This is a genomic window from Streptomyces sp. WMMC940, from assembly GCF_027460265.1.
Taxonomy (GTDB): Bacteria; Actinomycetota; Actinomycetes; order Streptomycetales; family Streptomycetaceae; genus Streptomyces.
The window spans coordinates 5,432,578-5,454,097 of record NZ_JAPZBC010000001.1 but is presented as its reverse complement, the minus strand read 5'-3'; the positions used below and the strand labels follow the sequence as shown (position 1 = coordinate 5,454,097).

At 69.7% G+C, this 21,520-nt stretch carries 27 protein-coding genes; 13 read left to right on the top strand and 14 right to left on the bottom strand.

The window, feature by feature from the left end:
- Positions 1–67 precede the first annotated feature (67 nt).
- The 10 genes from O7595_RS24070 (at position 68) to O7595_RS24025 (ending at position 4,956) form a co-directional block, all read left to right on the top strand.
- Positions 68–919 (top strand): DUF317 domain-containing protein, encoded by an 852-nt coding sequence (locus tag O7595_RS24070; protein WP_269730695.1) that lies wholly within the window; start codon positions 68–70, stop codon positions 917–919.
- A 19-nt stretch (positions 920–938) separates the two neighbouring features.
- Entirely contained in the window at positions 939–1,508 is a 570-nt protein-coding gene (locus O7595_RS24065) for a DUF317 domain-containing protein (RefSeq protein WP_269730694.1), read from the top strand.
- A gap of 325 nt (positions 1,509–1,833) precedes the next feature.
- Positions 1,834–2,472 (top strand): hypothetical protein, encoded by a 639-nt coding sequence (locus O7595_RS24060; RefSeq protein WP_269730693.1) that lies wholly within the window; start codon positions 1,834–1,836, stop codon positions 2,470–2,472.
- Between the two features lie 342 nt (positions 2,473–2,814).
- Positions 2,815–3,171: a DUF317 domain-containing protein gene (locus tag O7595_RS24055; RefSeq protein WP_269730692.1), complete on the top strand. Its 357-nt coding sequence runs from the start codon at positions 2,815–2,817 to the stop codon at positions 3,169–3,171.
- Positions 3,172–3,187: 16 nt separating this feature from the next.
- Entirely contained in the window at positions 3,188–3,355 is a 168-nt protein-coding gene (locus O7595_RS24050; protein WP_269730691.1) for a hypothetical protein, read from the top strand.
- Between the two features lie 34 nt (positions 3,356–3,389).
- Entirely contained in the window at positions 3,390–3,662 is a 273-nt protein-coding gene (locus O7595_RS24045) for a hypothetical protein (RefSeq protein ID WP_269730690.1), read from the top strand.
- Positions 3,663–3,714: 52 nt separating this feature from the next.
- A complete protein-coding gene (locus tag O7595_RS24040; protein WP_269730689.1) occupies positions 3,715–3,927 on the top strand; it encodes a hypothetical protein in 213 nt (70 codons plus the stop codon).
- 262 nt (positions 3,928–4,189) lie between these two features.
- The gene (locus O7595_RS24035; protein ID WP_269730688.1) at positions 4,190–4,342 is read left to right on the top strand and encodes a hypothetical protein; all 153 of its coding nucleotides are present in this window, start codon (positions 4,190–4,192) and stop codon (positions 4,340–4,342) included.
- Between the two features lie 93 nt (positions 4,343–4,435).
- The gene (locus O7595_RS24030) at positions 4,436–4,690 is read left to right on the top strand and encodes a MarR family transcriptional regulator (RefSeq protein WP_269730687.1); all 255 of its coding nucleotides are present in this window, start codon (positions 4,436–4,438) and stop codon (positions 4,688–4,690) included.
- A gap of 32 nt (positions 4,691–4,722) precedes the next feature.
- The gene (locus tag O7595_RS24025; RefSeq protein WP_269730686.1) at positions 4,723–4,956 is read left to right on the top strand and encodes a hypothetical protein; all 234 of its coding nucleotides are present in this window, start codon (positions 4,723–4,725) and stop codon (positions 4,954–4,956) included.
- Between the two features lie 173 nt (positions 4,957–5,129).
- Here the strand turns inward: O7595_RS24025 and O7595_RS24020 are convergent, their stop codons facing one another.
- Positions 5,130–5,321 (bottom strand): hypothetical protein, encoded by a 192-nt coding sequence (locus O7595_RS24020; protein WP_269730685.1) that lies wholly within the window; start codon positions 5,319–5,321, stop codon positions 5,130–5,132.
- A gap of 185 nt (positions 5,322–5,506) precedes the next feature.
- On the opposite strand from O7595_RS24020, the gene O7595_RS24015 reads away from it, so the two are divergent.
- Positions 5,507–8,041 (top strand): ATP-binding protein, encoded by a 2,535-nt coding sequence (locus O7595_RS24015; protein ID WP_269730684.1) that lies wholly within the window; start codon positions 5,507–5,509, stop codon positions 8,039–8,041.
- A 176-nt stretch (positions 8,042–8,217) separates the two neighbouring features.
- Here the strand turns inward: O7595_RS24015 and O7595_RS24010 are convergent, their stop codons facing one another.
- The 9 genes from O7595_RS24010 to O7595_RS23970 form a co-directional block, all read right to left on the bottom strand.
- Entirely contained in the window at positions 8,218–8,613 is a 396-nt protein-coding gene (locus O7595_RS24010) for a hypothetical protein (RefSeq protein ID WP_269730683.1), read from the bottom strand.
- Between the two features lie 107 nt (positions 8,614–8,720).
- Positions 8,721–10,490, bottom strand: a complete 1,770-nt coding sequence (locus O7595_RS24005; protein ID WP_269730682.1) for a relaxase/mobilization nuclease domain-containing protein — start codon at positions 10,488–10,490, stop codon at positions 8,721–8,723.
- Positions 10,490–10,948, bottom strand: coding sequence for a plasmid mobilization protein (locus tag O7595_RS24000; protein WP_269730681.1), 459 nt, complete (start codon positions 10,946–10,948; stop codon positions 10,490–10,492). The genes O7595_RS24005 and O7595_RS24000 overlap by 1 nt, the downstream gene beginning before the upstream one ends.
- Before the next feature lie 203 nt (positions 10,949–11,151).
- A complete protein-coding gene (locus O7595_RS23995; protein WP_269730680.1) occupies positions 11,152–11,376 on the bottom strand; it encodes a hypothetical protein in 225 nt (74 codons plus the stop codon).
- A gap of 103 nt (positions 11,377–11,479) precedes the next feature.
- Positions 11,480–12,508 carry a DUF2637 domain-containing protein gene (locus tag O7595_RS23990; protein WP_269730679.1) on the bottom strand — a complete coding sequence of 343 codons (1,029 nt, stop codon included), beginning with the start codon at positions 12,506–12,508 and terminating at the stop codon, positions 11,480–11,482.
- A complete protein-coding gene (locus tag O7595_RS23985; protein ID WP_269730678.1) occupies positions 12,505–13,098 on the bottom strand; it encodes a WhiB family transcriptional regulator in 594 nt (197 codons plus the stop codon). Before O7595_RS23985 ends, O7595_RS23990 begins: the two co-directional genes overlap by 4 nt.
- Before the next feature lie 101 nt (positions 13,099–13,199).
- Positions 13,200–13,913, bottom strand: coding sequence for an ATP-binding protein (locus O7595_RS23980; protein WP_269730677.1), 714 nt, complete (start codon positions 13,911–13,913; stop codon positions 13,200–13,202).
- A complete protein-coding gene (locus O7595_RS23975; protein WP_269730676.1) occupies positions 13,913–14,851 on the bottom strand; it encodes a hypothetical protein in 939 nt (312 codons plus the stop codon). Before O7595_RS23975 ends, O7595_RS23980 begins: the two co-directional genes overlap by 1 nt.
- Before the next feature lie 2 nt (positions 14,852–14,853).
- Positions 14,854–15,213 (bottom strand): hypothetical protein, encoded by a 360-nt coding sequence (locus tag O7595_RS23970; protein ID WP_269730675.1) that lies wholly within the window; start codon positions 15,211–15,213, stop codon positions 14,854–14,856.
- A 666-nt stretch (positions 15,214–15,879) separates the two neighbouring features.
- Here O7595_RS23970 and O7595_RS23965 point away from each other — a divergent pair.
- Positions 15,880–16,782 (top strand): helix-turn-helix transcriptional regulator, encoded by a 903-nt coding sequence (locus tag O7595_RS23965; RefSeq protein WP_269730674.1) that lies wholly within the window; start codon positions 15,880–15,882, stop codon positions 16,780–16,782.
- Between the two features lie 41 nt (positions 16,783–16,823).
- Here O7595_RS23965 and O7595_RS23960 read toward each other — a convergent pair whose 3' ends face one another.
- The 3 genes from O7595_RS23960 to O7595_RS23950 are packed head-to-tail and all read right to left on the bottom strand — an operon-like array spanning position 16,824 to position 19,697.
- Positions 16,824–18,020 (bottom strand): amidohydrolase family protein, encoded by a 1,197-nt coding sequence (locus O7595_RS23960; RefSeq protein ID WP_269730673.1) that lies wholly within the window; start codon positions 18,018–18,020, stop codon positions 16,824–16,826.
- Positions 18,021–18,044: 24 nt separating this feature from the next.
- The gene (locus O7595_RS23955) at positions 18,045–19,160 is read right to left on the bottom strand and encodes an MAB_1171c family putative transporter (RefSeq protein WP_269730672.1); all 1,116 of its coding nucleotides are present in this window, start codon (positions 19,158–19,160) and stop codon (positions 18,045–18,047) included.
- Positions 19,161–19,163: 3 nt separating this feature from the next.
- Entirely contained in the window at positions 19,164–19,697 is a 534-nt protein-coding gene (locus O7595_RS23950; RefSeq protein ID WP_269730671.1) for a hypothetical protein, read from the bottom strand.
- Positions 19,698–20,394: 697 nt separating this feature from the next.
- On the opposite strand from O7595_RS23950, the gene O7595_RS23945 reads away from it, so the two are divergent.
- Positions 20,395–20,835, top strand: a complete 441-nt coding sequence (locus tag O7595_RS23945) for a pyridoxamine 5'-phosphate oxidase family protein (protein ID WP_269730670.1) — start codon at positions 20,395–20,397, stop codon at positions 20,833–20,835.
- A gap of 69 nt (positions 20,836–20,904) precedes the next feature.
- Here O7595_RS23945 and O7595_RS23940 read toward each other — a convergent pair whose 3' ends face one another.
- Entirely contained in the window at positions 20,905–21,387 is a 483-nt protein-coding gene (locus O7595_RS23940; protein WP_269730668.1) for an ATP-binding protein, read from the bottom strand.
- Positions 21,388–21,520: the final 133 nt, after the last annotated feature.

The following is a 21,520-nucleotide window of genomic DNA, read 5'->3' as shown; positions in this document are numbered from 1 at the left end:
GCGCTCCCGAGCAGTCCGCTTCCGGCCGCGCGCGGGCCCGTTCCCCACCTCCTCCAGGAGCCGCTCCGTGATTGCGACCTCTCCTCCGGGCGACCTCGCGCCCGACACCGATCTGCTGGTCCGTCCCGTCTATCTCGCCGGGCGAGGCGACACCGCCGCCGTCTACGACGCTCTGTGCGACGCCCGGGGCTGGGGCAAGGCGACCACCGCCACCGGCCTGATGTTCACCAGCCCGCGCCAGGACGCGCAGGTCGCCTACCTGCCCAAGAGCCGGTACGGCGGATGGAAGGCCATCCAGTACCGCGAGCCACTCGGCACACCTCTCTGGTGGGCCACCTTCAGCAGGAACACCCCAGCAGAGATCACTTCCGCTTTCACCACCGCGCTCACCGAGGGCCTGCCCAGCAACCATCGCGACTTCCTGCACGGCGGCCCCCACCACCAACCCAGCAGCCCCGCCGGGGCGTTGGCAGACCGCGAGTGGAAGACCGACGACACCGCCATGTACCTCTACCAGCGCTCCCCGGACGGGCACGCCTATTTCGCTCTGCGCAAGGGCCACCTCGACGACTCCATGGAGTTGGAGGGCGAAGGGCCGACGCAGTGGACCATGTACGGCTGCGTGGACCACGTCAACGGCGATCGCTGGCACGCCGACTTCACCAGCGCCACCCCGCTCTACCTGGTGCACGAGGCCGTGCTCGCGCTCAGCAGCACCGAGCCCGTCGAGCGTCCACTGTCGGGCATCCCCGAACGGAATCTGCCGTACGTCACCGTCACGCCCACCCACGCGAGCGCCAACCCGCGCCAGTCGGCCGCGCTCGCCCGCACACCCAACACCTCGCAGGCCGGAGCGACTCCACGCGTTGCCTCAGCCACCGTCGGCATGCCCGCGCCTGGCCCCTCGCCCCGCCGCTGACCACGCCCTTGGAGAAGCCGTGCTGTACGACCTGAACGACGAGCGGTGGCGCGAGTACCACGTCACCCCGCGATACCTGGCCGGATCGACCTTCACCGGCGATCCTGCCCTCCAGCCTCTCCTCGACGTGGGCTGGAAGCTGAATCACGACGAGATGGGCAATGTGTACGTCAACGCACCCGAGCAGACCATCCGCCTGGGGTACCTGCCCGAAGGCGAGGACGATGCGCTGTGGAAAATCACGGCGTACTCCGACCCCTTCGCGATGCCCCGCTGGCTGGTCACCTTCCAGGAAAGCACCCCGACCGAGATCGTCGCCGGATTCACCACCGCGCTCGCCGCCGCCTACACCGAGGGCCCCGACTCCTACCTCTACTACGGCAACAGCAACCTGGCGGCGCGCGACGTCGGCACACCGCTGGCGGCAGCTGGCTGGAGCCACCGCTACGGCGCGGCAGACATCTCCTTCCACTCTCCGGACGGCCTGGCCGAGGTCCACCTCCGCCGGACCCGCCTCGACCACACCGCCGAGATGACGGGCCACCAAGAGCGGTGGCTCATGCTGGCCGGACCGCCTGGAAACCAGTGATACGCGACCGCCTCGTCCTTCACCCCGGAGGCCCTGGTGGCCGCGATGAACACCGCGCTCACTGATCCGGCACCGGTCATCCGCTACGGCGACGACTTGCGCCGCCTTCCCCCGCAGGCAACGGCGACCCCGGTCAAGCCCCCGGTGCCGACTCCTCTGGATGTCCGTCGTACCCAGGCTGCCAACTCGTGTTCCACCGTGGCGCCTTCGCCTGTCGGCGCACGGCCGTTCATCCCGGGACCGCACCCGCCGTCGGCTCCGCAGATACCGCGCCCGGGGCACAGCCGCTGACCACCGTTCCCCTTCTCACCCTCCGGAGCCACCCGTGTCCGACGCCACTGCCCTCAACCAGGCCGACGCGATGATCGAGAAAGCCTGGGGCCGCCCCATCGACGCGCTGGAAACCCTCGCGGTCCGCCGCCCCGTCGAGGACCCGCTCCTGCGCTCGGCGATGCATATCCGATCGAACCTCGTCGTCTCGAACAACGCGGTCGCCGTCCACCAGGACCGTCTGCACGCCCTTACCCGGTCCAACCATGTGCCAGCCTTCTACGACCTGGACCGGATCACCAGCTCGGCGGTGGCCCTGCGGGTCGCGCAAGCCGAGAGCCGCACGGCCCTGCAGGCGATCAGCCACGTTATCGAGGCCCGCGAAACCTCCGTGACCGCGGACCGAGCACCGGCGCTGCGCCTGGCCCAGGCCGCTGTCGCCCGCTCCGCGCACGCACCGCGCGCCCTGGGCCAACTAACCCGACCAGCCCGCTCCGTCGGCCGCTGCCGGCCCGGTGGTGGCCGTGACTGGGCCCCGACGGTAATCGGTCAGTCCGCGTCTTCGCCGCGGTGGGCGTCCCCGTACCAGGAGCCCACCGCGCGGGCCAACTCCTGCACCGTCAGCTCGACCCGCTGCCCGTCCGCGATCCGGTGCTCCACCACGGCTTCCCCGTCACGCTGCCCCTCGGCCTGAGTGCCCACGGTCCATTGGCCGTCGGCCACCATCGCGATGTCGCCCACCGTCCACGGCCGCCCGGCGCTACGGATCTTGCGCTCCAGCCCGGCACCGTCCCAGTGCCTGCTCGACTCCGCCGCCCCTGTTCCCCCCTCCGGCTCCGTACGGCCCGACGCCGTAACCCGGCTACTACAACCGGCCGCGCCGATCCATTCCCCGGCCCACCGGTCTCTCACCCTCGGCGGCCAGTTCGCCCAGGGCAGACACCACCTTCCCGGAAACGACTACGTACTTCGGCACACGGCATGTCAACGTACGGAGGTCGGCAAAACCGCAGGTCAACGAAGGGATCGTCCACCCATGAACGCCTCCAGCACCCTCCTGCCCGCTGTCGTCCGCCCCGCCGTGGAGGAACGCGCCTGGCTCTCCAGCGACCATTGCGCGGGTCCAGTGCTCGAACTACTCGGCGCACTCGGCTGGGCGATCGTCGACACCCCGGAGGCCAACGTGCACTGCACCAGCCCGGACGGACGCGTCTACGTCGGCTGGCTCCCCGAGGACACCGCCGCCTGGAAGCGCGGCGTCGTCTGGCAAGTCCGGGTCATCCCCGCCGACGCCACGTCCTGGGTCCAGGAGTTCGGTCCCGACACTCCTTCCGAGGCCGTGGCCGGTTTCCTCACCGCGCTCGTCGCGGCCCTTCCTCGTACCGTTCAGTAGTCGCGAAGGAGTCATCGTGGCGCGCATGCTCAGCGCCGCCCGCCCCAACTTCCGCCGGGCCTGCCGCTACGCCCGGAGAGGCTGCACTTGCTACCTCTACCCCTTCACCACCGGATCGAAAGCGAAGGTCCTGCGCCACCGCGCCCAACGGCACGCCGAGAGGCGACAACTCCGCACCCCCTGACCCCCGCAAGCAAGCCCCCACCAGGAGAGACCCGTTGCAGCACCGCGCACCGCTGACCAACCATCACGCCGACGGCACCGACTGCCCAGCCGAGCACAAGCACACCAGCTCCGGCAAGCCGCTTCACTCCGGCTGCACCGGCCGCGCCTACACCCAGGCCACCTGCTCGTGCGGCGACTGGCAGATGAAGAACCCCGGCAAGGGCTACGTCAACGAGTGCCGCAGGCGGCACCTCGCGAGCCACCCCAAGCCGAACCCGACCGGCCCGAAGGTCTTGCGCGACCTGCTCCGCCTCGACGCCCACTGACGCTCCACCTCCGGCACCGCTTCACCCACCCATCTCACGCTCGGAGGTTCCCGTGCCCCACAACCTGACCGTCGGCCACCTGCTCCACCAGCTTCAGAACCTCGACCCCGACCTGCCAATCCGCCTCGCCGTCAACCCCGACTGGCCCTTCACCCACTACCTCGCCACCGACGTCGTCGTGCGCGATGGCGTCGCGTTCATCGCCGACGACGGTCAGGAGGACTACCTCCCGCGAGCGGTCCGCGATGCCCTCGCCTGGTCCTGACCCCGGCTCTCTCGTCCCGGCAGGAGGTTCCCATCTCACCGCGACCCCACCCTTTCGCCGCCCGCCCGCTGCAAGGCCTCGCTCTGCAGCCCATGCCGTCCGGAGTGCGCGGCGCACTCGTCCACCGCGTCTCCGCCCTTCCCAACGGACCGCTCGATGTCTCCTGGCTCCCGGCCGACGCCCCCCGACTCCCTCTCGGCCGCATCCGCCTCCGCTGGAGCCCGCCTCCCTGTCGGGCTGGGACGTCACCGCCCACCTCGGGTTGGCCAACACCGAGGTCCATCTCGCCTCCTGGCCCGCCGCCCCCGACGACTGGCCGTACCTGGTCCGCCCGACCATCCATGAGGTACACGGCCTGTGCGCCGCCCTCGCAGTGGCCACCGCCGCCCTCAACCTCTCCAATCGCCTCGCCTAGGTCTGACCGCAACCGCAGAAGGCCGCCCCACGCCGACCAGGCAGGGGCGGCCTTGCCGTACGCCCACCGGCGCGTTGCGTACCCTCATCACCGATGAACGAGGAGGACACGTTGGCCGACGACCAGCAGCTCTGGGGGTACCCGGAGGTCGCCGCTCACCTGGGCATCAGTGTCCGAGCAGCCCGTAGCCGCAAGAGTCGGGGCAGCCTGCCCGAGCCCGACGACACCAGCGTGCCGGACCGGCCGCGATGGAGGCCGGCCACCTTCCAGGGCTGGCAGCCCGTCGGCCGGGGATTCCGCAGCGACCTGCACGGCACCACTCAGCACGACAGCACCGCATCCGGCTGACTGGCGGTCGGGTCCGCCCATAGGCTGCGGCCATGACGACCGACTCGCCGATGCCGTCCCCGCCGTTCCCTTCGCCCGACAACGCCGTGCTTCGGGTGGTCGTCGGCAACGCCATCGCATCGGTCCGCAGCGGTGAAGCCTCGGTGGAGGAGGCGATCCTCCACGCAGCCGTTCACGGCTGGTACGAGGGCCACGTCCAGGGCGAGGACGAGTGCCCTGGCTGCGACTTCCGGGGCGAGCTGCGCAAACACAGCAACCGCGACTGAGCGAGATAAGCGACTACGGCGAAGCCAAGTGCTGATCTTTCTCGGCGTCCGAACCTTCTACGAGGCCGACCGGCGGGTGAGCAGCGGCGCGCTTCACCGCATCCGCTTTGGTCGTGTCTTCCGGATCTTGCCAGGGTTGCGGCGCTCGGCTCGCCAGAGGGTCCGCCGCGCTGTCACGGGGAGAGCCATGACCACAGCGTCTCGATCGCGGAGCGGGCGACCGCCGCCCAGATGACCTTACAGACGCCCTCAATCAAGGTGCGAGCGAGCCGCGCCCAGCGGGTGCGCGAGGTGTTCGGGACCGCCTTCCCGATGGACCCGCCGTCGCCCGCCGGGTGGCGCTTCGGAGCGGACTTCTTCGTCATGGGTGCCTCCTGTCGGATGCCGGCCGTGGTTCGTCCGGCGCACCCCAGATCTCCGCCTTCCAGAGGGTTTCCATCGATCTCCGGCGGCGCCCGGAAGGCACAAGTAAGCTGGTGGGGGCAGGAGATGCGAGTATTCCGGCGCACGATGAATCAGGAAGACAGGTGGGGGAACAACCTTGGGCGGGGTGGTCGACCGGTTCGGCGCTGAGCTGCGCAGTCTTTACGAGGCGGCGGGTGAACCAACCCTGAGTCGGCTCGTCCGGCTCGGCCTGGACCAGGTCCCCCCGCTCCGGATCTCGGACTCCACGCTCAGTGCCTGGCTGAACGCGGGGCACGTGCCGGGGCCTGGCACGAAGGAGAGGTACTTCCTCGTGCTCGTCGCGTACTTGAACCGGTTGGCAGCGAAGAGCGGACATCCCACGCGGCCCGAGGGCGCCTGGGCGGCCCTCCTCAAGACTGCTCGCGAGGAACGGAGTGTCCGCCGCGGTGGCAGACCGCGTACGGCGGCCGGCTCGACCGGGAGCGATCGGCACGAAATGCCGCAGACCGCGTCCATCGTGGACCGGGTGCCGCCCCGCCCGGTGACCTTCGTCGGCCGTGACGACTCGCTGGACAACCTGCTCGCCCGGCTCGCGCCTCAGGACACGGCGTTCCCGTCCTCCGTGGTCACCCTCGTGTCCGGCATGGGGGGCGTAGGGAAGACCACGCTGGCCGTCGAGGCAGCCCATCGCGCCAGGGATCTCGGTTGGTTCACCGGCGGGACGTTCTTCGTCGACATGCGCGGCTACAGCGGGGACGGCGCCGACCTCGGGCCCGTAAACGCGGCCACGCTCCTGCTCAGACATCTCGGCACGGTAGAGGGGGACATCCCGCCCGACAGCGACGACATCCTGGCACTGTGGCGGGCCCGGGCGGACCAACTGGCCGGTCACGGGCGACCGCTGCTGGTCGTCCTGGACAACGTCTCGTCCGCAGGTCAGATCCTGCCGCTCGTTCCGGCCCGTCCGCACCACCGGATCGTCGTCACGTCCCGGCACATCCTGGCGTCCGTACCGGGTCGCCACATCGATCTGAGTGAACTGTCCCGGTCGAGCTCGGCACAGATCCTCGACCAGACCCTGCGCATCGCCCGCCCGGAGGACTCCCGGATCGCCGATGCACCCGAGCACGCTGAGCGCATCGGCGACCTCTGTGGTGGATTGCCGCTCGCCGTCCAGATCGTCGCCGCCATTCTGAAGACGGAGCCTCACCGTCCGCTGGTCGGCGTCGTCGAGGAGCTGGCGGACACCCGCAGCCGACTCGATGGTCTCGCCTACGAAGACGTCGACACCCTGGGCAACCCCATGGCCGTACGGGCCGCCTTCGACCTCTCCTACCGACGGCTCGCACCGGCGGATGTCCGCGCCTTCCGGCTGCTCGCCCTGGCACCGGGAGCCGACTTCTCAATGGAGACGGCTGGTGTCCTACTCAGTGCCACTCCCCTTGAGACCCGGCAGATCGTACGTCGGCTCGTGGGGGCCCACCTCCTTGACGGCCAGGTTCCCGACCGCTGGATGATGCACGACCTCATCCGGCTCTATGCGCAGGAGAAGGCGGAGGAGCCGCAGCATGGTGAGGAGGGGAGGGAAAGCCTAGAGCGGATCTTGCTCCATCTACAGCAGAGCTCGCGGGAGGCCGATCGGCGCATCCGATGGAGGGCTGGTTTCCCGGAGAGCGAACGCTTCGCATCAAGCGGCGAGGCGTGGGACTGGTTCGACGCCGAACACCGCACCCTCATGGCGGCCGTCGCCACCGCGTACCGTGCTGGGTTCGACCGGTTGTCCGTGTCCCTGGCCATGAACATGGTCGGCTGTTTCGAGCAGCGGGCCCATATGGACTGGCGCGATATCTTCGATACGGCGGAGAAGGCCGCAGGCAGGATCGCGGATCCGCGACTCGACGTGGAGGTGCTGGGCAACATCGGAGTCCTGTACGGGACTGCCCATCAGCCGGAGCGAGCCCTCTCCTTCCTTTCACGAGCCATCGGACTCATCGAGGAACTCGGCGGACACCCCAGCGAGGCATCCGTGCTCAACTCCATTGCCGGAGCGCTGATGGAGCTGGGGAACTTGCAAGAAGCGCTTTCCACCATGCAGCTGGCCATGGCCGTGTTCCGCAAGGAGGGCAACAAGCAGGGCGAAGGGATGATGCACCACAACATCGCCTCCCTATTCCTCAGGAACGACACCCCGGAGCGTGCCCTGGAGCACCTGGAGCGGGATCTCGCCATCTGCGGTGAGTTCGGCGACCGGGCAGGCGAGGGCGGTACGCTGAACACTCTCGGTTCCGTGTATTTCGAACTGCGCCGGTACGAGGAAGCCGCAGCGGCCTTCCGTAAGGGCCTGGCCGTCGCCCGGGAGTTCCGGGATCTCGTGCTGGAGGGGCACTGCCTAAAGAACCTTGCGAACACGTGCGCCGAACTGGCGCAGTTCGACGAGGCCTTTGCACTGTACGAGGAGGCCCTGGAGGTTCAGCGTGCCCAAGGAGACCGGTTCCGAGAGGGCGAGACCCTGATAAACCTCGGGCTCACCCATCATCAGCTGAACGGGCGCGCGCAGGCGGTGGACTGCTTCCGCGAGGCAATCGACGCCTTTGAGGAGGCGGGCGTCCAGGACGCCGCCCACACGGCTCGCGAGTGGCTTCGCAACGCCCTGGCAGACAACCCCGGCGACACTCCCTGAGGGACCACTGAGTCCTCATACCCCTGCTTATCGGGCGGCTCCGCCTGTGCACCAATGAGCTCTAGGTTGCTGCCCTTTCACCGCGCCGGTCGGCTTCATCGGATACTTCCAGGGGGCCGACCACATGCTACGTAAACAACGCGCGCCACTCATGAATAGACCGGCGCTGCACTGCCCTACTCCAAGTAGGTGCCGGCGAAGGCGCCGTCGAAACCGAGTGCGATCAGGCCCTGTTCGACGCTGGGGTACGTCGTCCCATCCGGGATGGCGATCATGGCGTCGAAGTCGGGGCGGCTGATCTCGGGCTCGAGCCACTGGTTGCCGCAGCGGCAGCGGACCCAGACGTTGCGGCCGTGGTTGATGAGCAACCAGTCGCGCCGGGCCCGGCAGGTCGAGCACATCACAGGGATCCCACGCAGGGACAACTCCGGCGGGTGGCTGAGGCAGCGCGTCGCGCCGGGTCCGTTGGGTGGCTGCGTCTCGTACTGGAGTTGCAGCAGCGGATCGCTTCCGGCGGGCAGGACGGGGAGCGGCTCTACGTGGTGGTCGGTCGTTCTGAGCACGAGCGTCATCTCCCGGTCGAGGTCCTTCTCTGTTCATCCGCAACAGCCGGTGGAGCCGGTTGTCCAGGGGTTCCAAGCAGTCCGGCACGCCGGTGGCGGGCGTGCCGGACTGCTGGTCAACGGCGTGGCGGGCGGCTGCGCGGGTCCGGTACGGCGGGCCGAGTCGCTGCCGAAGGTCCGGTCCGAACGCCGGTCCGGTTGACCGCAGACTCGGCGCGGCCGGTGCCGGCCTGCGGGCGTCGAGCGGCTTGGCCCGGGTACGCGGGGAGCTGGGCAAGGCGACGCAGTCGCCAGACCAAGACGTCGTTGATGTCCTCGGCCGTGTCGAGTTCGCGCATGGCGATGGCCTCCTGCAGGAGGGCCTTCGGGTCGTGGCCTGCCTGCTCGGCCTGAGCGAGGGTGGCGGCCAGGGCGTCGTTCTTCGTGCTCGTGCCGGGTCGGGTGTGGTTCTCGGGCAGGGCGGTGCGGATGGTGGTCTCGTAGGTGCGGCGCTGGGCTTCGGGCAAGGCTCGGCCCTGGTCGCGCAGGGCCTGCATGGGTGCGGCGGCGGCCTGGCTGTAGGCGGCGCGAAGGTGCTCGGCGGCCTGTCGGGAGGCTTCGGCCTGCTGGGCGTGACCGCGTGCGGAGTGCCAGCGTGCTGCGGCCAGCGCCACCAGGACGAGGGTGGAGACGAGCATGGCGGTGGTGCCGCCGTCTTCTCCTCGGCCGAGCGCGCCTCCGGCCTGGATGATGCCCCGGGCTGCCGAGCGGATCGCCCGGGTGTCGGCGCGTTCGGCTCGGACGTGGCTGCGGGTGGCGCGTTCGAAGGAGCGGGCGGCGGCGCCGAGTTCGGCGCGGGTGGCGGCCGGGGAGGTCTGGGCGACGGCGTCCAGGAGTTCGCCGACTTCGACGAGTTGGGCTGCGGCTTCGTCGTCGTCGCTGTTCAAGAGGACTGCGGCTCGCTCGGCGATCCCGGTCGCGTTGCGTCGCCCCCGTGCGGGAGGCGACCAGTTCGACCGGCCGCTGTCTGCTTCCGGCAGCGGGGCCTCGTCGGGGGTTCCGTCGGCGAGGCGGCGCTGGATCCTGGGATAGGAGAGGTCGGGGGCCAGGGTCGAGCCCGCGAACCAGACCGGCTCGCGGTCGCGGTTGCGGTCGCCGGGCAGTGCGACCGTGTAGCCGAGGACGTCCCCGGAGGGGGCGTGCCGGAGCTTTACGCGCAGGCCCGCCTCGCGAAGGCGGGTGAAGAACTCGGCTTCGCTGGCGGCTCCGGCGACGGCCTGGCGGACGGCTTCGCGAAGCGTCTCGCGCGGTGTCTCGGGTCGACCGACCCGCTCCGCTTTGAAGCGCTCGGCACTGGTGGGTGTCTTGGCTCCGGTTCCGTCGCCGGGCTTGAGCCGACGCAGGCCCATCTCCTGTTCGATGCGACGGCATTCGGCCTGGGCCTTCTTGAAATCGTAGTTCATCCTCGGGCGGCGCAGGTCGCCTCGGACCATGGTGGCGAGGATGTGGATGTGGTCGTCGGCGTGGCGTACCGCGACCCAGCGGCAGCCGTCGGGATCGCCCTCGGGGGCGAGGTTGACGGCGTGGACCAGGCGGCGGGCGACGGTGTTCCACTCGTCGTCGGTCAGGGTCCGGTCTCCGGGGTCGGTGCGGACCGAGCAGTGCCAGACGTGCTGGGCCGGGGCCTTGTCGCCAGCCTGTTTGACCCGCAGGTCCAGGGCGGCGGCGAGCCGGGCGAGGGTGACCTTGGGGTCGGGGTCGGGGCTGGTGTCGCGGCCGGGGTCGGGGGCGAAGCCGTCCCAACTGCCGACGAGGTGGGGGGCGGTGTGCTCGTCGCGCTTGCCGGGGCCGTACAGGTAGACGAGCAGGCCGTGGGTGCGCGAGCCGCGTCGGATCTTGGGGACCATCAGAGGCGCTTCTTCACCAGGGTGTCGGCCGCGTCGTCCACGCGGGTCAGGACGCGGTTCACGGTCGTCAGGGCGCGGTCGAGTTCGCCGGGGAGGGGCTGTCCTCCGGCGTTGTAGACGAAGGCGATCTGGTTGATGTTGTTGCCGACACGGGAGATGGCGGTGCGCAGGGCGGCCAGCTCGTCGATGGCGGCGTCGAGCTGTTCGTTGGTGTGCACGGTGGTCGAACCGCGGGCGACGGCGAGGCCGGCGGCGGCGAGGAAACGGGCGACGGTGACGGCGCGCTGCCTGGCAGCGGCGGTGATCTCGGTCTTCTCGGTGTCGGACAGGCGGGTGGTCGTCTTGTGGGTGCGCTGGCTCGGGTTGCGGGTGCGTCGGCGCGGCTTACGGTCGGGGAACGCGGGTTGGCCCTGGCTCTGCTGCTCGCGCGGGGCGCGGTCGTCTGCTTCTCCTCCCACGACTGGCGCCCCCTGGTGCCGGGAGTCCGGTTGGTCACCGTGCGCCCTCGCTCGGGGACCAGTCGGGCTTCCCCCGCTCCCCTGGGCGGGGGCAAGTGCGTACGACGGGCCGTAGGACCGTCGTATGCGACAACTTGCTCGGCCTCGTGCCGGGCAGTGGTCTTCGCCCAGTTCAGGGGGTGTGCCGAGCGGATCGGGGAGCGTCATCGGGGCAGTCCGGTGACGTCCCGGCGTACGTCGCGCAGAACTTCGGCGACGAAGTCGAGGGCGAGGACGGGGTGGTGGAGGGTGCGGGGTGTGCTCGTGGGTGTGCGCTGGACGGTCCAGGCTCCGCCGGGACCGGGCTCGGCGTGATGGAGGTGTCCGTACCGGCCGAGCACAGTGATCCAGGCGTCGGCTTCGGCTCGGGTGGCCGTGGTGGTGCGCATGTGGCGGCTCCGGTGCGTGTGCGAGGTGGGAGGGAGTCGTGTGCTCGGCGGGTGTCCCGGTCCGGATGTCCGGGCCGGGACACCCGCCGAGCAGGCTGTCCGGTCAGCCGGTCCGGGTGTCCGGAGCCTTGTCCGCTTCCTTGCGGAGGTGCTGCATCAGGACGGTCAACCGGTCATTGCCGAGACCGTGTCCGTGACCGCGGATGGCGTCCGCGACGACCTTGCGGGTCAGGTCGCCAGCCTCGGTGACCGCCGGTCGGGCGATCGCGAGGAGTTGTTCGTCGGTGACCGGGGCCGACTTGCGGGGTTCGGCGTCCGGAGGGTCGGTGGGCCCGGCCTTCGGGGACGGGCCCGAAGTAGGGTCCGGACGCTTGGCCGGATCGGCGGGGTGGGTGACCGGGCGGGGTCTGGGAGCGGGGTGTCCGCCCTGGTCAGCGTCGCGGTCACCGTGCTCGGGCTCCGGTTCGACCGGCTTCTCCCGCGCTCCGGACACGGTGTCCGGGGTGGTCTCCGAGGTCTCCGGCCGCTGGGTGACCGCCGGGCGGCCGGTGTCCGGGCCGGGCAACTCGGCCGGGTGTCCGGACACGACCTGGGCTGTACCTCGTACGCCCCAGCCGAGGTGGGTATCCGGACGGTCACCGGTGACCCGCTCCGTCCGGACACCGGAAGTCTCCTGGTGTCCGGACAGGTCGGCCTCGGTGGCCCGCCGGGCGATCAGGATGTACAGGTGGACGGCACCGGCCAAGGCGAGCGGGGCCAGGGTGGACAGGACACCGACGGTGACGTCGCCGAGCCGGAGGCCCGCACCGTCGTGCCGCTGCTGGTTGAGACGCACGGCGTGCAGGGCGTTGGCCCAGATACTCGCGGCGGTCGCCGTTCCGAACAGCGTCCACACGTAGCATCGGGCCGCGAGCGGGGCGGTGCGCAGGACCAGGAGGGCTCGCACTCCGTAGGCGATGAATCCGTCGATGACCAGGGGGAAGACGAAGGTCAGGAGTCCTCGGACGTGGATGGCGGTGGCCATCTGCTGCAGGGCGTCGTACGAGAGCGCGCATCCCGCGCCTCCGAGGGCGACGACGGCGGCCCGGTCCCAGCCGTTGATCCGCGCCGGTACGGGCGCGAGGTGGTTCACGCCGCCGTCCCGAGGTCGTCGCGGTCCGGGAGTTTGGCGGCAGGATTCTTCAGGACATGGTGGGCGTTGTCGGGTGTCTTCGCTGCCTCGTTCGCCTTCTTCTGCTGGTCGACGGCGCGGTTGCGGATCTCGCGGCGGGTGCGGCGGTAGAGCTTCCCGGCGTGTGCCTCGGTGACCTTGAGCATCCGGGCGAGCTGCTCGGCGGGGATGTCGGCCTGGTAGGCGGCGCGGACGACTGCCTTGCGCTCGGCCCTGGTGAGGTGGATGTCGCGGCCGGCCAGGGCTTCGTTGACACGGGAGTAGCTGAGACGGCCCCCCAACTTGCTGTGCAGGGCCTCTCGCTCCTCTTCGGTCATGCCGCCCCGGATGCCGTCGCGGTCGCCGTTCTCGAGGGCGGCGTCGAGGCAGGTGCTGCGGACCGGGCACTGCGCGCACAGGGCCTTGGCGGCGGCGATGCGGTCTACCTCGTCGGGCTCGGGGAAGAAGAGTTCGGGGTCGACCCGGTGGTGCGGGGTCGAGCGGCAGGCGGCCCGGTCGCGCCAGGTGTGGTCGCCGAGGGCTCGGGGCTGCGCGGTGTCAGTGCGATGCATGGGGGTGTCTCCGTATCCCCCCGGGCCGCGTTTGGGCAGGGGCGACCTGGGGGTTGGTACAGGTATGAGAACGGGCCGGTGTCGGCCGTCACGGGGCAGGGTCAGGCGCTGGCGGCGGCGAGAGCGCGTCGCTCGGCCGCGAGGGCTCGTCTGCGGTCGGGGCCGTCGAGGATGACCCGGTCGGTCATCTCGGTGAGACGGGAGGCGACGCGGTCGCCGATGTGGGCCCGCAGGTCGGCCATGCCGAGGTTGGTGGTGACCAGCGTCGGGAGCATCGCGTTGTAGCGGCGGTTGATGAGCCGCATCGTGATCTCCTCGGTCCACTCGCTGTTCTTCGCCGCTCCGAGGTCGTCGATGATCAGCAGCGGGCAGCGGGCCAGGTCCATCAGCTCGCGCTCGCCGTCGTGTCCCGGGCGGGGCCGCAGCTCGGCGTACAGGTCGGCGGCCGTGATCGCCTTCCAGCGCAGCCGGACCCCGGCGATCAGGAGTGAGCGGACCGCCCCGTACGCCTGGTACGTCTTACCGGTCCCCGTGGTGCCGACGATCAGCAGCGAGCGGCCCTCGGCGAGTCCCGGGGCGCCTTCGGGCCCGGGGCGTCCCCGCTCGGCGACCTCGCGGACCCAGGCAGCGACGGCCGGGTGGTCGGCGACTGCGGCTCGGTACCGGGCCGGGATGCGGGCCTGCGCCGCCTGGAGGGCGGGGACGGGCTCGACCGCGTCCGTGAGCTTGCTGTTCGGGTCGATGCCCCGGGAGGTGAGGATGTGCGCCAGTCGGCGGGCGATGCCCCCGACGGGCTGGGCGTCGTAGTCGCGCATCACAGCTCCTCGGCGTAGGCGGCGGCAGGGTCGGCGGGATTCGCCCAGGCCCGGTGACCGGGCACGCTAGGCCGGGATTCCGGCCGGACCAAACCGGCGCGGCTGGCGTTCATGGCCTCGTGGACCAGGCTCGGCAGGGTGCTGGGGTGCAGCCCCTTGGCGCGGTGGAGGGCCAGACCGGCGCGGATGTGGCCGGGGTCGATGCCCTCAGCGAGGAGCCTGGCCGTCTCGCGGCCGAGGTGGCCGAGGACGCCGCTGGGCGGGCGGTGTGCGCAGGCGGCGGCGTACTCGGCGATGAGCTGCTGGGCCGAGGTGGTCTCCGGTGCAGGGGCGCTCGCGCCCCCCGAAGGGGAAGTTCCTAGGTCCAGGTTCCTAGGTCCAAGATCCAGGGCGTGAGGGCTCACGTCGGGTTCAGCGCGCCCTCCGTGAGTGTTCAGTGAGGACTCACTGAATGCATCGCGACCTGCGGTTTCGTGCGCTCCGGAGAATTCGGCGGGGATTCGTGCGTCCTCAGTGAGTCCTCCGTGAGCCTTCGCTGAAGACTCCGGGACGTCTCCGTGAGTCTGCGGCGCATCCGGCTTCGGCTTCCCAGCGGCGTGTTTCGGACACTCGGGGAGTCGGCTGCGGCTCGCGCGGTTGATCTTCTGGTGCCGGTGCCAGGTGACGATGTGCAAGTACCGCTTGCCTTCGTCGTCCTCGTAGCGGCAGATCAGGTTGGCGGCGGCGAGCTGGATCAGGTCGTCCTCGACGTCGACCGGCGTTCGCCCGCCCCGGACTGCCCAGAGCTCTCCGCAGAGCGCGGCGGGCTGGTCACGGAGGCGGCCGTGGTCGTCGGCGCGGCTGATCAGTCCGAAGAAGGTGCGCTCCGCATAGACGCTCACCTGCGCCAGGGACTCGGACGTGAAGGCTTCGGGCTTGAAGGTTCGGATCCTCGCCACGGTCAGCGCCTCCCGTCCGCGACCGCGTACGCCTCGGCGGCGGGACGCAGGACACCGTTGGTGAGGTCGAGGTCGTATGCCTCGTTCCAGTTCACATCGGGGTGGGTGCGCATCACGCAGCGTGCGGCCGTCAGACCCTGGGCCCGGTTGAGGGCGACAGGGCGCCTCTGCTCGTCGTAGGCGCGAGCATGGGGGCTGGGCCAGGTCCGCTCAGGTTCACGCTGCGAGACGCGGATGGTGCGAGCACCGGGCACCATGTCCGCGAGGAGGGTGGCCAGGCGACGCCGGCGGGATCCGGTGGCAGGGTCGGTGACCTGGACGGGCTGGGCGGTGTGTGCCCTTCCGTTCCGTGACTCGGGCATGCGAGAATTCCTCACTCGTAGGTGAAGTGAGACGGCCGTTCTCGTCGAAAAGGTCAGCCGACCCGCTCCAGTTATGGATCCGCCCCCTTCGGGTGGCGGGCTCGGCGTCCGGAAGCGGCTAACTTCTGGGCGCCGGTTTCATTTCCCCTCGAGGAAGCGCGTCCGTGGCGCTTGGGGTGGTTCCTACTTCCCTCCCACGTGTTGACCTGACGTCGGCGTTTCCCGCCGAGGGACCAGCAACATATGCAGACGGCGGTCAACACTCCAGCTGGCAGCGGGTGCTGGGCCGATTCGACGCCAACTCGACATATGTCGCTAGGTCGGTGGGCGGTTCGTGACTCACGGCACACCCTGGCACTGCACCCCCGCTCGGCGCCCAGGCTGCTCAAGAGGGCTCCGTGCCCCTCCGGGCCGAAGCCGAGCACTTCCCAAAGTCCGAGAGGCGAGTCCCGACACCGATCCCGTTCTGAGAGTTCTCCGCGCACTGGATGTCGCAGGGGACTCCGATCTCTCCCTCCCGCGACCCAGAGCCTTGGAAGGGTTCGAAGACGAAGATCGAGCAAGCGTGCAACGCGCCCCGCTCTTCGCTAAGCTGAAACTATTCCCGACCGAAGAAAAAGTCAACGCACTGGATCGACTCCAGTTTGCACAAAAAATCGAGGTCCGATGCCTGCTCGTCACTTCGATCGAGGTCGACTGCGCGCGGTACGGCGAGCCGCCGAGATCTACCAGGTTGCCGTTGGTGAGGCGCTGGGAGTGTCCGACTCGGCGGTCGCCGGCTGGGAGACCGGCGCGCAGACTCCCGATCCGGAGAAACTGCCCGCGCTGGCGCGCGCGCTTGGACGGGACGTAGACGACCTGTTCCCGCGGTCTGGGCCGCCCGATCTGACTGACCTGCGCTGCGATGCCGGCTACTACCAGTACGAGACGGCTGAGCTGATCGGAACCAAGAGCGCGGGACCAGTAGCGGCGGCCGAACGCGGAGAGCGACGCCTCAAGGACAAGTACGTCCCGGCCTTGGCGGCGGCGTACGGGGTCAGCCCGGAGGAGCTGCGGCGAGCGGAAGCCCGGTCGATCGCCAAGGCGCAGGGTGTGCAGGTTGACGAACCCGCGCCGTCGGGAACCGGGAGCGCCTCGGCCCTCGGCACCCCTCCCGAATCGCTGGCCCAGAAGATCACCTTGCTCCTCAACAGCTCGTATCCCGGCCCCCAAGGACCACCCTCGAATGCGGAGATGGCGAGCGCGGTGAACGCTCACGCCGGAGCGCAGATCATCACCGAGGAGGGCTTCCGCGATCTCCGTACAGGCGTCACCAGTACCGCGTCGCCAGCGGTTCTGGACGCGCTCTCAGCCGTCGTCGGCGTCTCGCGGATGTACTTCGAGCCAGACGCCGCCGTGGCTGCTCAGGTCTATGAGGGTCTTCAACTCCTCGCAGCCGCGAAAAAGGGGGCCGTGGGCCGGGTGAGGGCTCGTGGGCTGGGCTCTCAGGGGCTGTCACCGAAGGCGATGGCGCTGGTCAACGAGTTGGTGGCGGAGCTTGAGGAGAAGGAAGCGGACGCCGGCGAGTAAGCGCCTGTCCGCAGCTCCTGCGTCGCGGGCAGGCGGCGTGGCTACTCATGCTCCGGCGTCTTGCCCGGCTCGCGCAGACGCCCCTCGGCGACGACTGCCCGGACCGCCTTCAGGGCACTGAGGTCTTCGAGGGGGTCCCCGTCAACCACCAGCAGGTCCGCGCGGAACCCCGGAGCGATCCGACCTGTCGTCCCGCCCAGTCCGAGCGCATCGGCCGCGTCGGCAGTCGCCATGTCGAGGATCCTGCCGTTCGGCAGCCCGAGGTGCGCGTAGAACGACAGGGCGGGCACCAGTCCGTCGAACCCTGTGCGCTGGACTCCCGCGTCGGTTCCCGCGATGAGCTTGGCTCCGGCCTCCGCCATCTGCCGTACGAGGTCGAACATGGCCGCTGCCCGCTCCTCGCCGAAGAAGCGAGGGAGCATCTGCCAGTGGGGACTCACAGCCGGGCAGACCGCGATGCCCCGATCGATGATCTGCTTCAGGACGTCCTGCCGCAGGTCGAAGCCGTCGCTCGTCATCCACGTACAGTGCTCGATCGTGTCCACCCCGGCCTCGACGGCCGCGGTGATGCCGTCCGTACCGTGCGCGTGGGCGGCCACCGGCAGGCCGGCCTGGTGGGCCTCGTCCACCAGAGCCTGGAGCTCTTCCGGGGAGAACTGGCTCTGCCAGCTCTTCGGCCCGCCCTTGGTCAGACCGCCTCCGGTCACCATCGCCTTGATCACGGTGGCGCCCGCCTCCACGTTGCGCCGTACGAGGTCGCGGACCTCGGCTTCCCCGGTGACCTCACCGCCGAGGAAGTGGCAGTGGCCTCCAGGCGGGGTCGCGGGTGTGCCGGCGGAGACGATCCGGGGACCGGTAGTGCTGCCGCTGGCGATCTCCGCGTCCAGCTGGAGGGTGAGGCCGTTGCGGTCTCCCAGGTCACGCGCCGTCGTCACGCCGCTGGAGAGAAGCTGTTCCGCGCGGCGGCGCATGCCCTTCAGCAGGGTCTCGTCGCTCGAATCGTGGAGCGTGACCACCGGGTCCGCGCCGCCGTCGAACACCAGGTGCACGTGGGCGTCGATGAGACCGGGCACCACCGTGCCCTCGGCGAACGCGAGGTGCGTGTCGTCCGAACCGACCCGCGACGCGATCTGCGCGCGCGGCCCCACCGCCGTGATCGAGTCCCCCTCGACGAGGACCGCACCATCGTCCAGATACGTTCCGGGGCCCACGAGGACTCGGCGGGCGGTGATCAGCATCTTGGGCTCCTTGATCGTCGACGGTCAGGCGGACAGGCGCAGCGCGTCCGATACCGCGATCAGCTGACGCACGTCCGCCTCCCGGTCATCAGCCTGGGGCATTGCCAGGGGTACAGCCTGACGCGCTGGACGGGCGTCCCTCCCGATCGTGGTCACGGCTTGGCGAAGGCGGTCCGCCAGCACGGCAGGGGGGAGGGAAAGGACTTCTGCGCCCTCACCCTCGTGAGCCAGATACGGGCTGATGTCAACCAACCCGTCCCGGCATTCCACTATCCGCCGGTGGTAGCGCCGGTGCACGCCACGCGCCCTCCAACGATCCCAAAGAGCTGGAGAGGCCGGCCGCAGCACGTTCTCGGGGTACGCGTCGGTGAGCAGCTGCCACAGCGGGGCCAGGCGTCGGTGGTCACGGCGTCGCCGCAGCCAGAGCCGCGCCGAGGTGACCCTCGCGCGGGCTCCCGCGTAGGTGACACCGGCGACGAAGAGCAGGATGGACACGACGAGGAACACCGCGACGCCGGCCATGAGCGGATGCGGTACGGTCCCGCCGCTCCAACGGACGGCCACGAAGACCGCGCGGACTGCGCAGGCCACCGCCATCGCGCTCAGGCCCACAGCGGCCATCCACAATCCCGTCGCGTGCGGGCGCCGCGACATACGGGCGTACTGGCGGGTCCACCGACCGGTGACGCCGAGGGCGTACATGAGGTACAGGCCGGTGACGCCGTAGAAGAAGGCGATCTGCGGGATCGTCATGTCCGCGGTGCTGAAGGAGCCGGCGAAGACGTCATGGGGAACCGTCTCCGCGGCCACGACGATGGCCACGGCCACCAGCGCGACGACGACGGCCTCTCGTCGGGCCCGTCGACGGGCGGTCGGCCCGTCGGCGGAGTACAGGTAAAAGCACATCAGGAAATAGACCGTCAGCAGGAGCAGCACGTTCTGCATGAGCTTCGCCGTGCCATGCCCGGCCACGGTGTCGACGCCCGAAGCACCACCCGGCATGGCCAGGGGGTAGGACAGCAGGGCGGTGAGCAGGCACAGGGTGACAGAACGCAGCGGCGCGTCCTGCGGGGCGCGTGACCACTGGTAGAGCTTCCACGCCACGGCAGCGGCGAGGCCCAGGAGGATCAGTTCGGTCATGGGTTACAGCCATCCTCGGCGGTCGCCGAGGGCCGCCTGCACTCGCTGCACCGTGGGGTCCTCGGTCATCGGGGCGACATGGTCGAGCACCGACGACCACTCCAGGATGATCGTGGCCGCCAGCTCGACGGCGCACTCCTCCCCGTCGTCGTACGAGCATCGGCGGGCCACACGCCGGATCAGCGCGGGATCGAGCACCGGGATCATCGTGGCCCAGCCCTCGACGAAGTCGTCCGGAGCTTCCTGCTCCTCCTCGACCTGCTCGTCCTCCGCCACGATGATGTGGAACACCTCGTGCAGGATGATGTGGTCCTGATGCAGAGGGGTCGTTTCCTGCTGGTAGAGCACCACATCCATCTGAGGCGTGTCGACCCACAACCCCGACGGTCCGGGCTTCTCCAGCGGGAAGGGCCGCAGGACAATCGGCCGACCTCGCCTCTCGCCGAGCGCCCGGCACAGCTCCTTCACGTCCAGCGGCGGCTGGACGCCGAGGTCCCGAAGTTCGCGACGCAGTCGACGGTGCAGGTCTCGTTCCACCGTCCGCTTCTGCGCGGTACGCCACCGCACCAAGCGCCGGCGGCTCAGTCCGCCCTGCACAGGCACCTTGTGTTCAGCCGCGCCGCGGTCAGTTCTTCCCGGCCACATCAGTAATCCCCTTCGCGCCAACCGTGGATTGCTCCGACACGAAGCCGGGCGACGGCCGCGCCCGTTCCGACCATGTCCAGTCCCGCTGCACGGCGCAGCCGAAAGTGATCACGGCATCGAAGGCAGTACGTCGATCCAGGCCGCGAAGGACCTGATCCGTGAACCACACAGGCGCGCGCCCAAGACGCCTCAGACACCGAAGTCACTGACGCGAACGAGCAATGACACGACGCAAAGCACCCCGGGCAGGCTCTGGGGACTTCATTGGACACTACGCGAAGCCACATCAAGATCCGGCTGGAAATCTCCTACCGGGCCACAGCTACACCGACGCACCAAATCGCACTAAATCAGCACACGGAGTTGTAGATCATGCTTTTGAGCTGGCAGTTCTCGCGAGCGACGCGACCGCGCCAAGCGCCTCGAGAATGGGCACCTTCGTTACCGATCCGAGATACCTTCATCGCGAGCAAATGTGACAAATAGGCATATCCACCACCAAAAACCCTGCCCCTTATGGCGGGAGGAGGGGTGTGGCCCCGACCACTTTCGGACAGTCGGGACATCATCCGCGATTAGGCTTCCGGGCATGCACGCCGAGATACGCCGCAACGGAACCGCCTACCTGGAGTTCTGGAATGAGTACCATCTGTGCACTCTGACCACGCTCCGCCCAGGCGGCCGCCCACATGTCGTACCCGTCGGAGTCACCCTGGACGCCGACGCCGGCATCGCGCGGATTATCACCCGCGAATCGAGCAGGAAAGTCGCCAACGTGCAGGCGGCGCTTCCCGGCCAAGCGCGCGTCGCCGTCTGCCAGGTGGACGGAGGACGCTGGGCGACGCTGGAAGGCACGGCCGAAGTGCGCACGGACGCAGCCGCAGTGGACGATGCTGTGGCTCGCTACGGAAAGCGATACGGGCGAACGCCGGCACCGGACCCGGAGCGGGTGGTCATCGAGATCTCGATCGACCGGGCCATGGGGCAGGTCGTTGTGCGCAAGCCCAAGGTCGCGAACGCCGAGGCGTAGGGATCCAAGCTGCTGTCCGAGCTCTTGTAGCCGTAGGCGGCGCGGATGTGGCCGAGACAGCTCACTCCATCAGGTCTGGCTGCAGCGAGTCGCCATCGGCCCCGAAGCCGCGGCCAGCACGACCCACGCGGCTTTGTTCCCGCGGTCCGTCACGTGGAACCCCCACTGTCCCTGAGCCAACTCGTTCACGATGCGCAGGCCCCGTCCACGCTCGACGAGCAACCCGCTCTCCCCCTCGGCTGGTTCGGCATCCGGCGACGACGTGGCACCGCGGTAGAGGCCCGTGGGGAGCAAAGGATCCCCGTCATGGATCTCACAGATGTACCTCCCGGCGGCCGAGCGGACGTGCACCTCGTACGGGCCACACGCGTGCTCGTGCGCGTTCGCCACGAGCTCTGAGATGGCCAGGACCCCGTCACTGACGACGTCCCCGGACAGACCCAGGTCCTTGAGGACACGTCGCAGAACCGCGCGGACTTCGCCGGTCGGGTTGAGGGTGTGGTCGGTCCAGCGGTACACAAGGCCGAGAGCGGCGGATGGCGCGCTGATCATCGGGCGACAGACCTCCTGTGGGTGACAGCGATGGCCTTCTCCCGGGGCTGCGACGTAGTCGTGGAAGTGCGGCAAGTACGCCGCTGAGAGGCGTACGGCAGCAGGAATCACCCTGGCTTCGGGCGCGACCCCG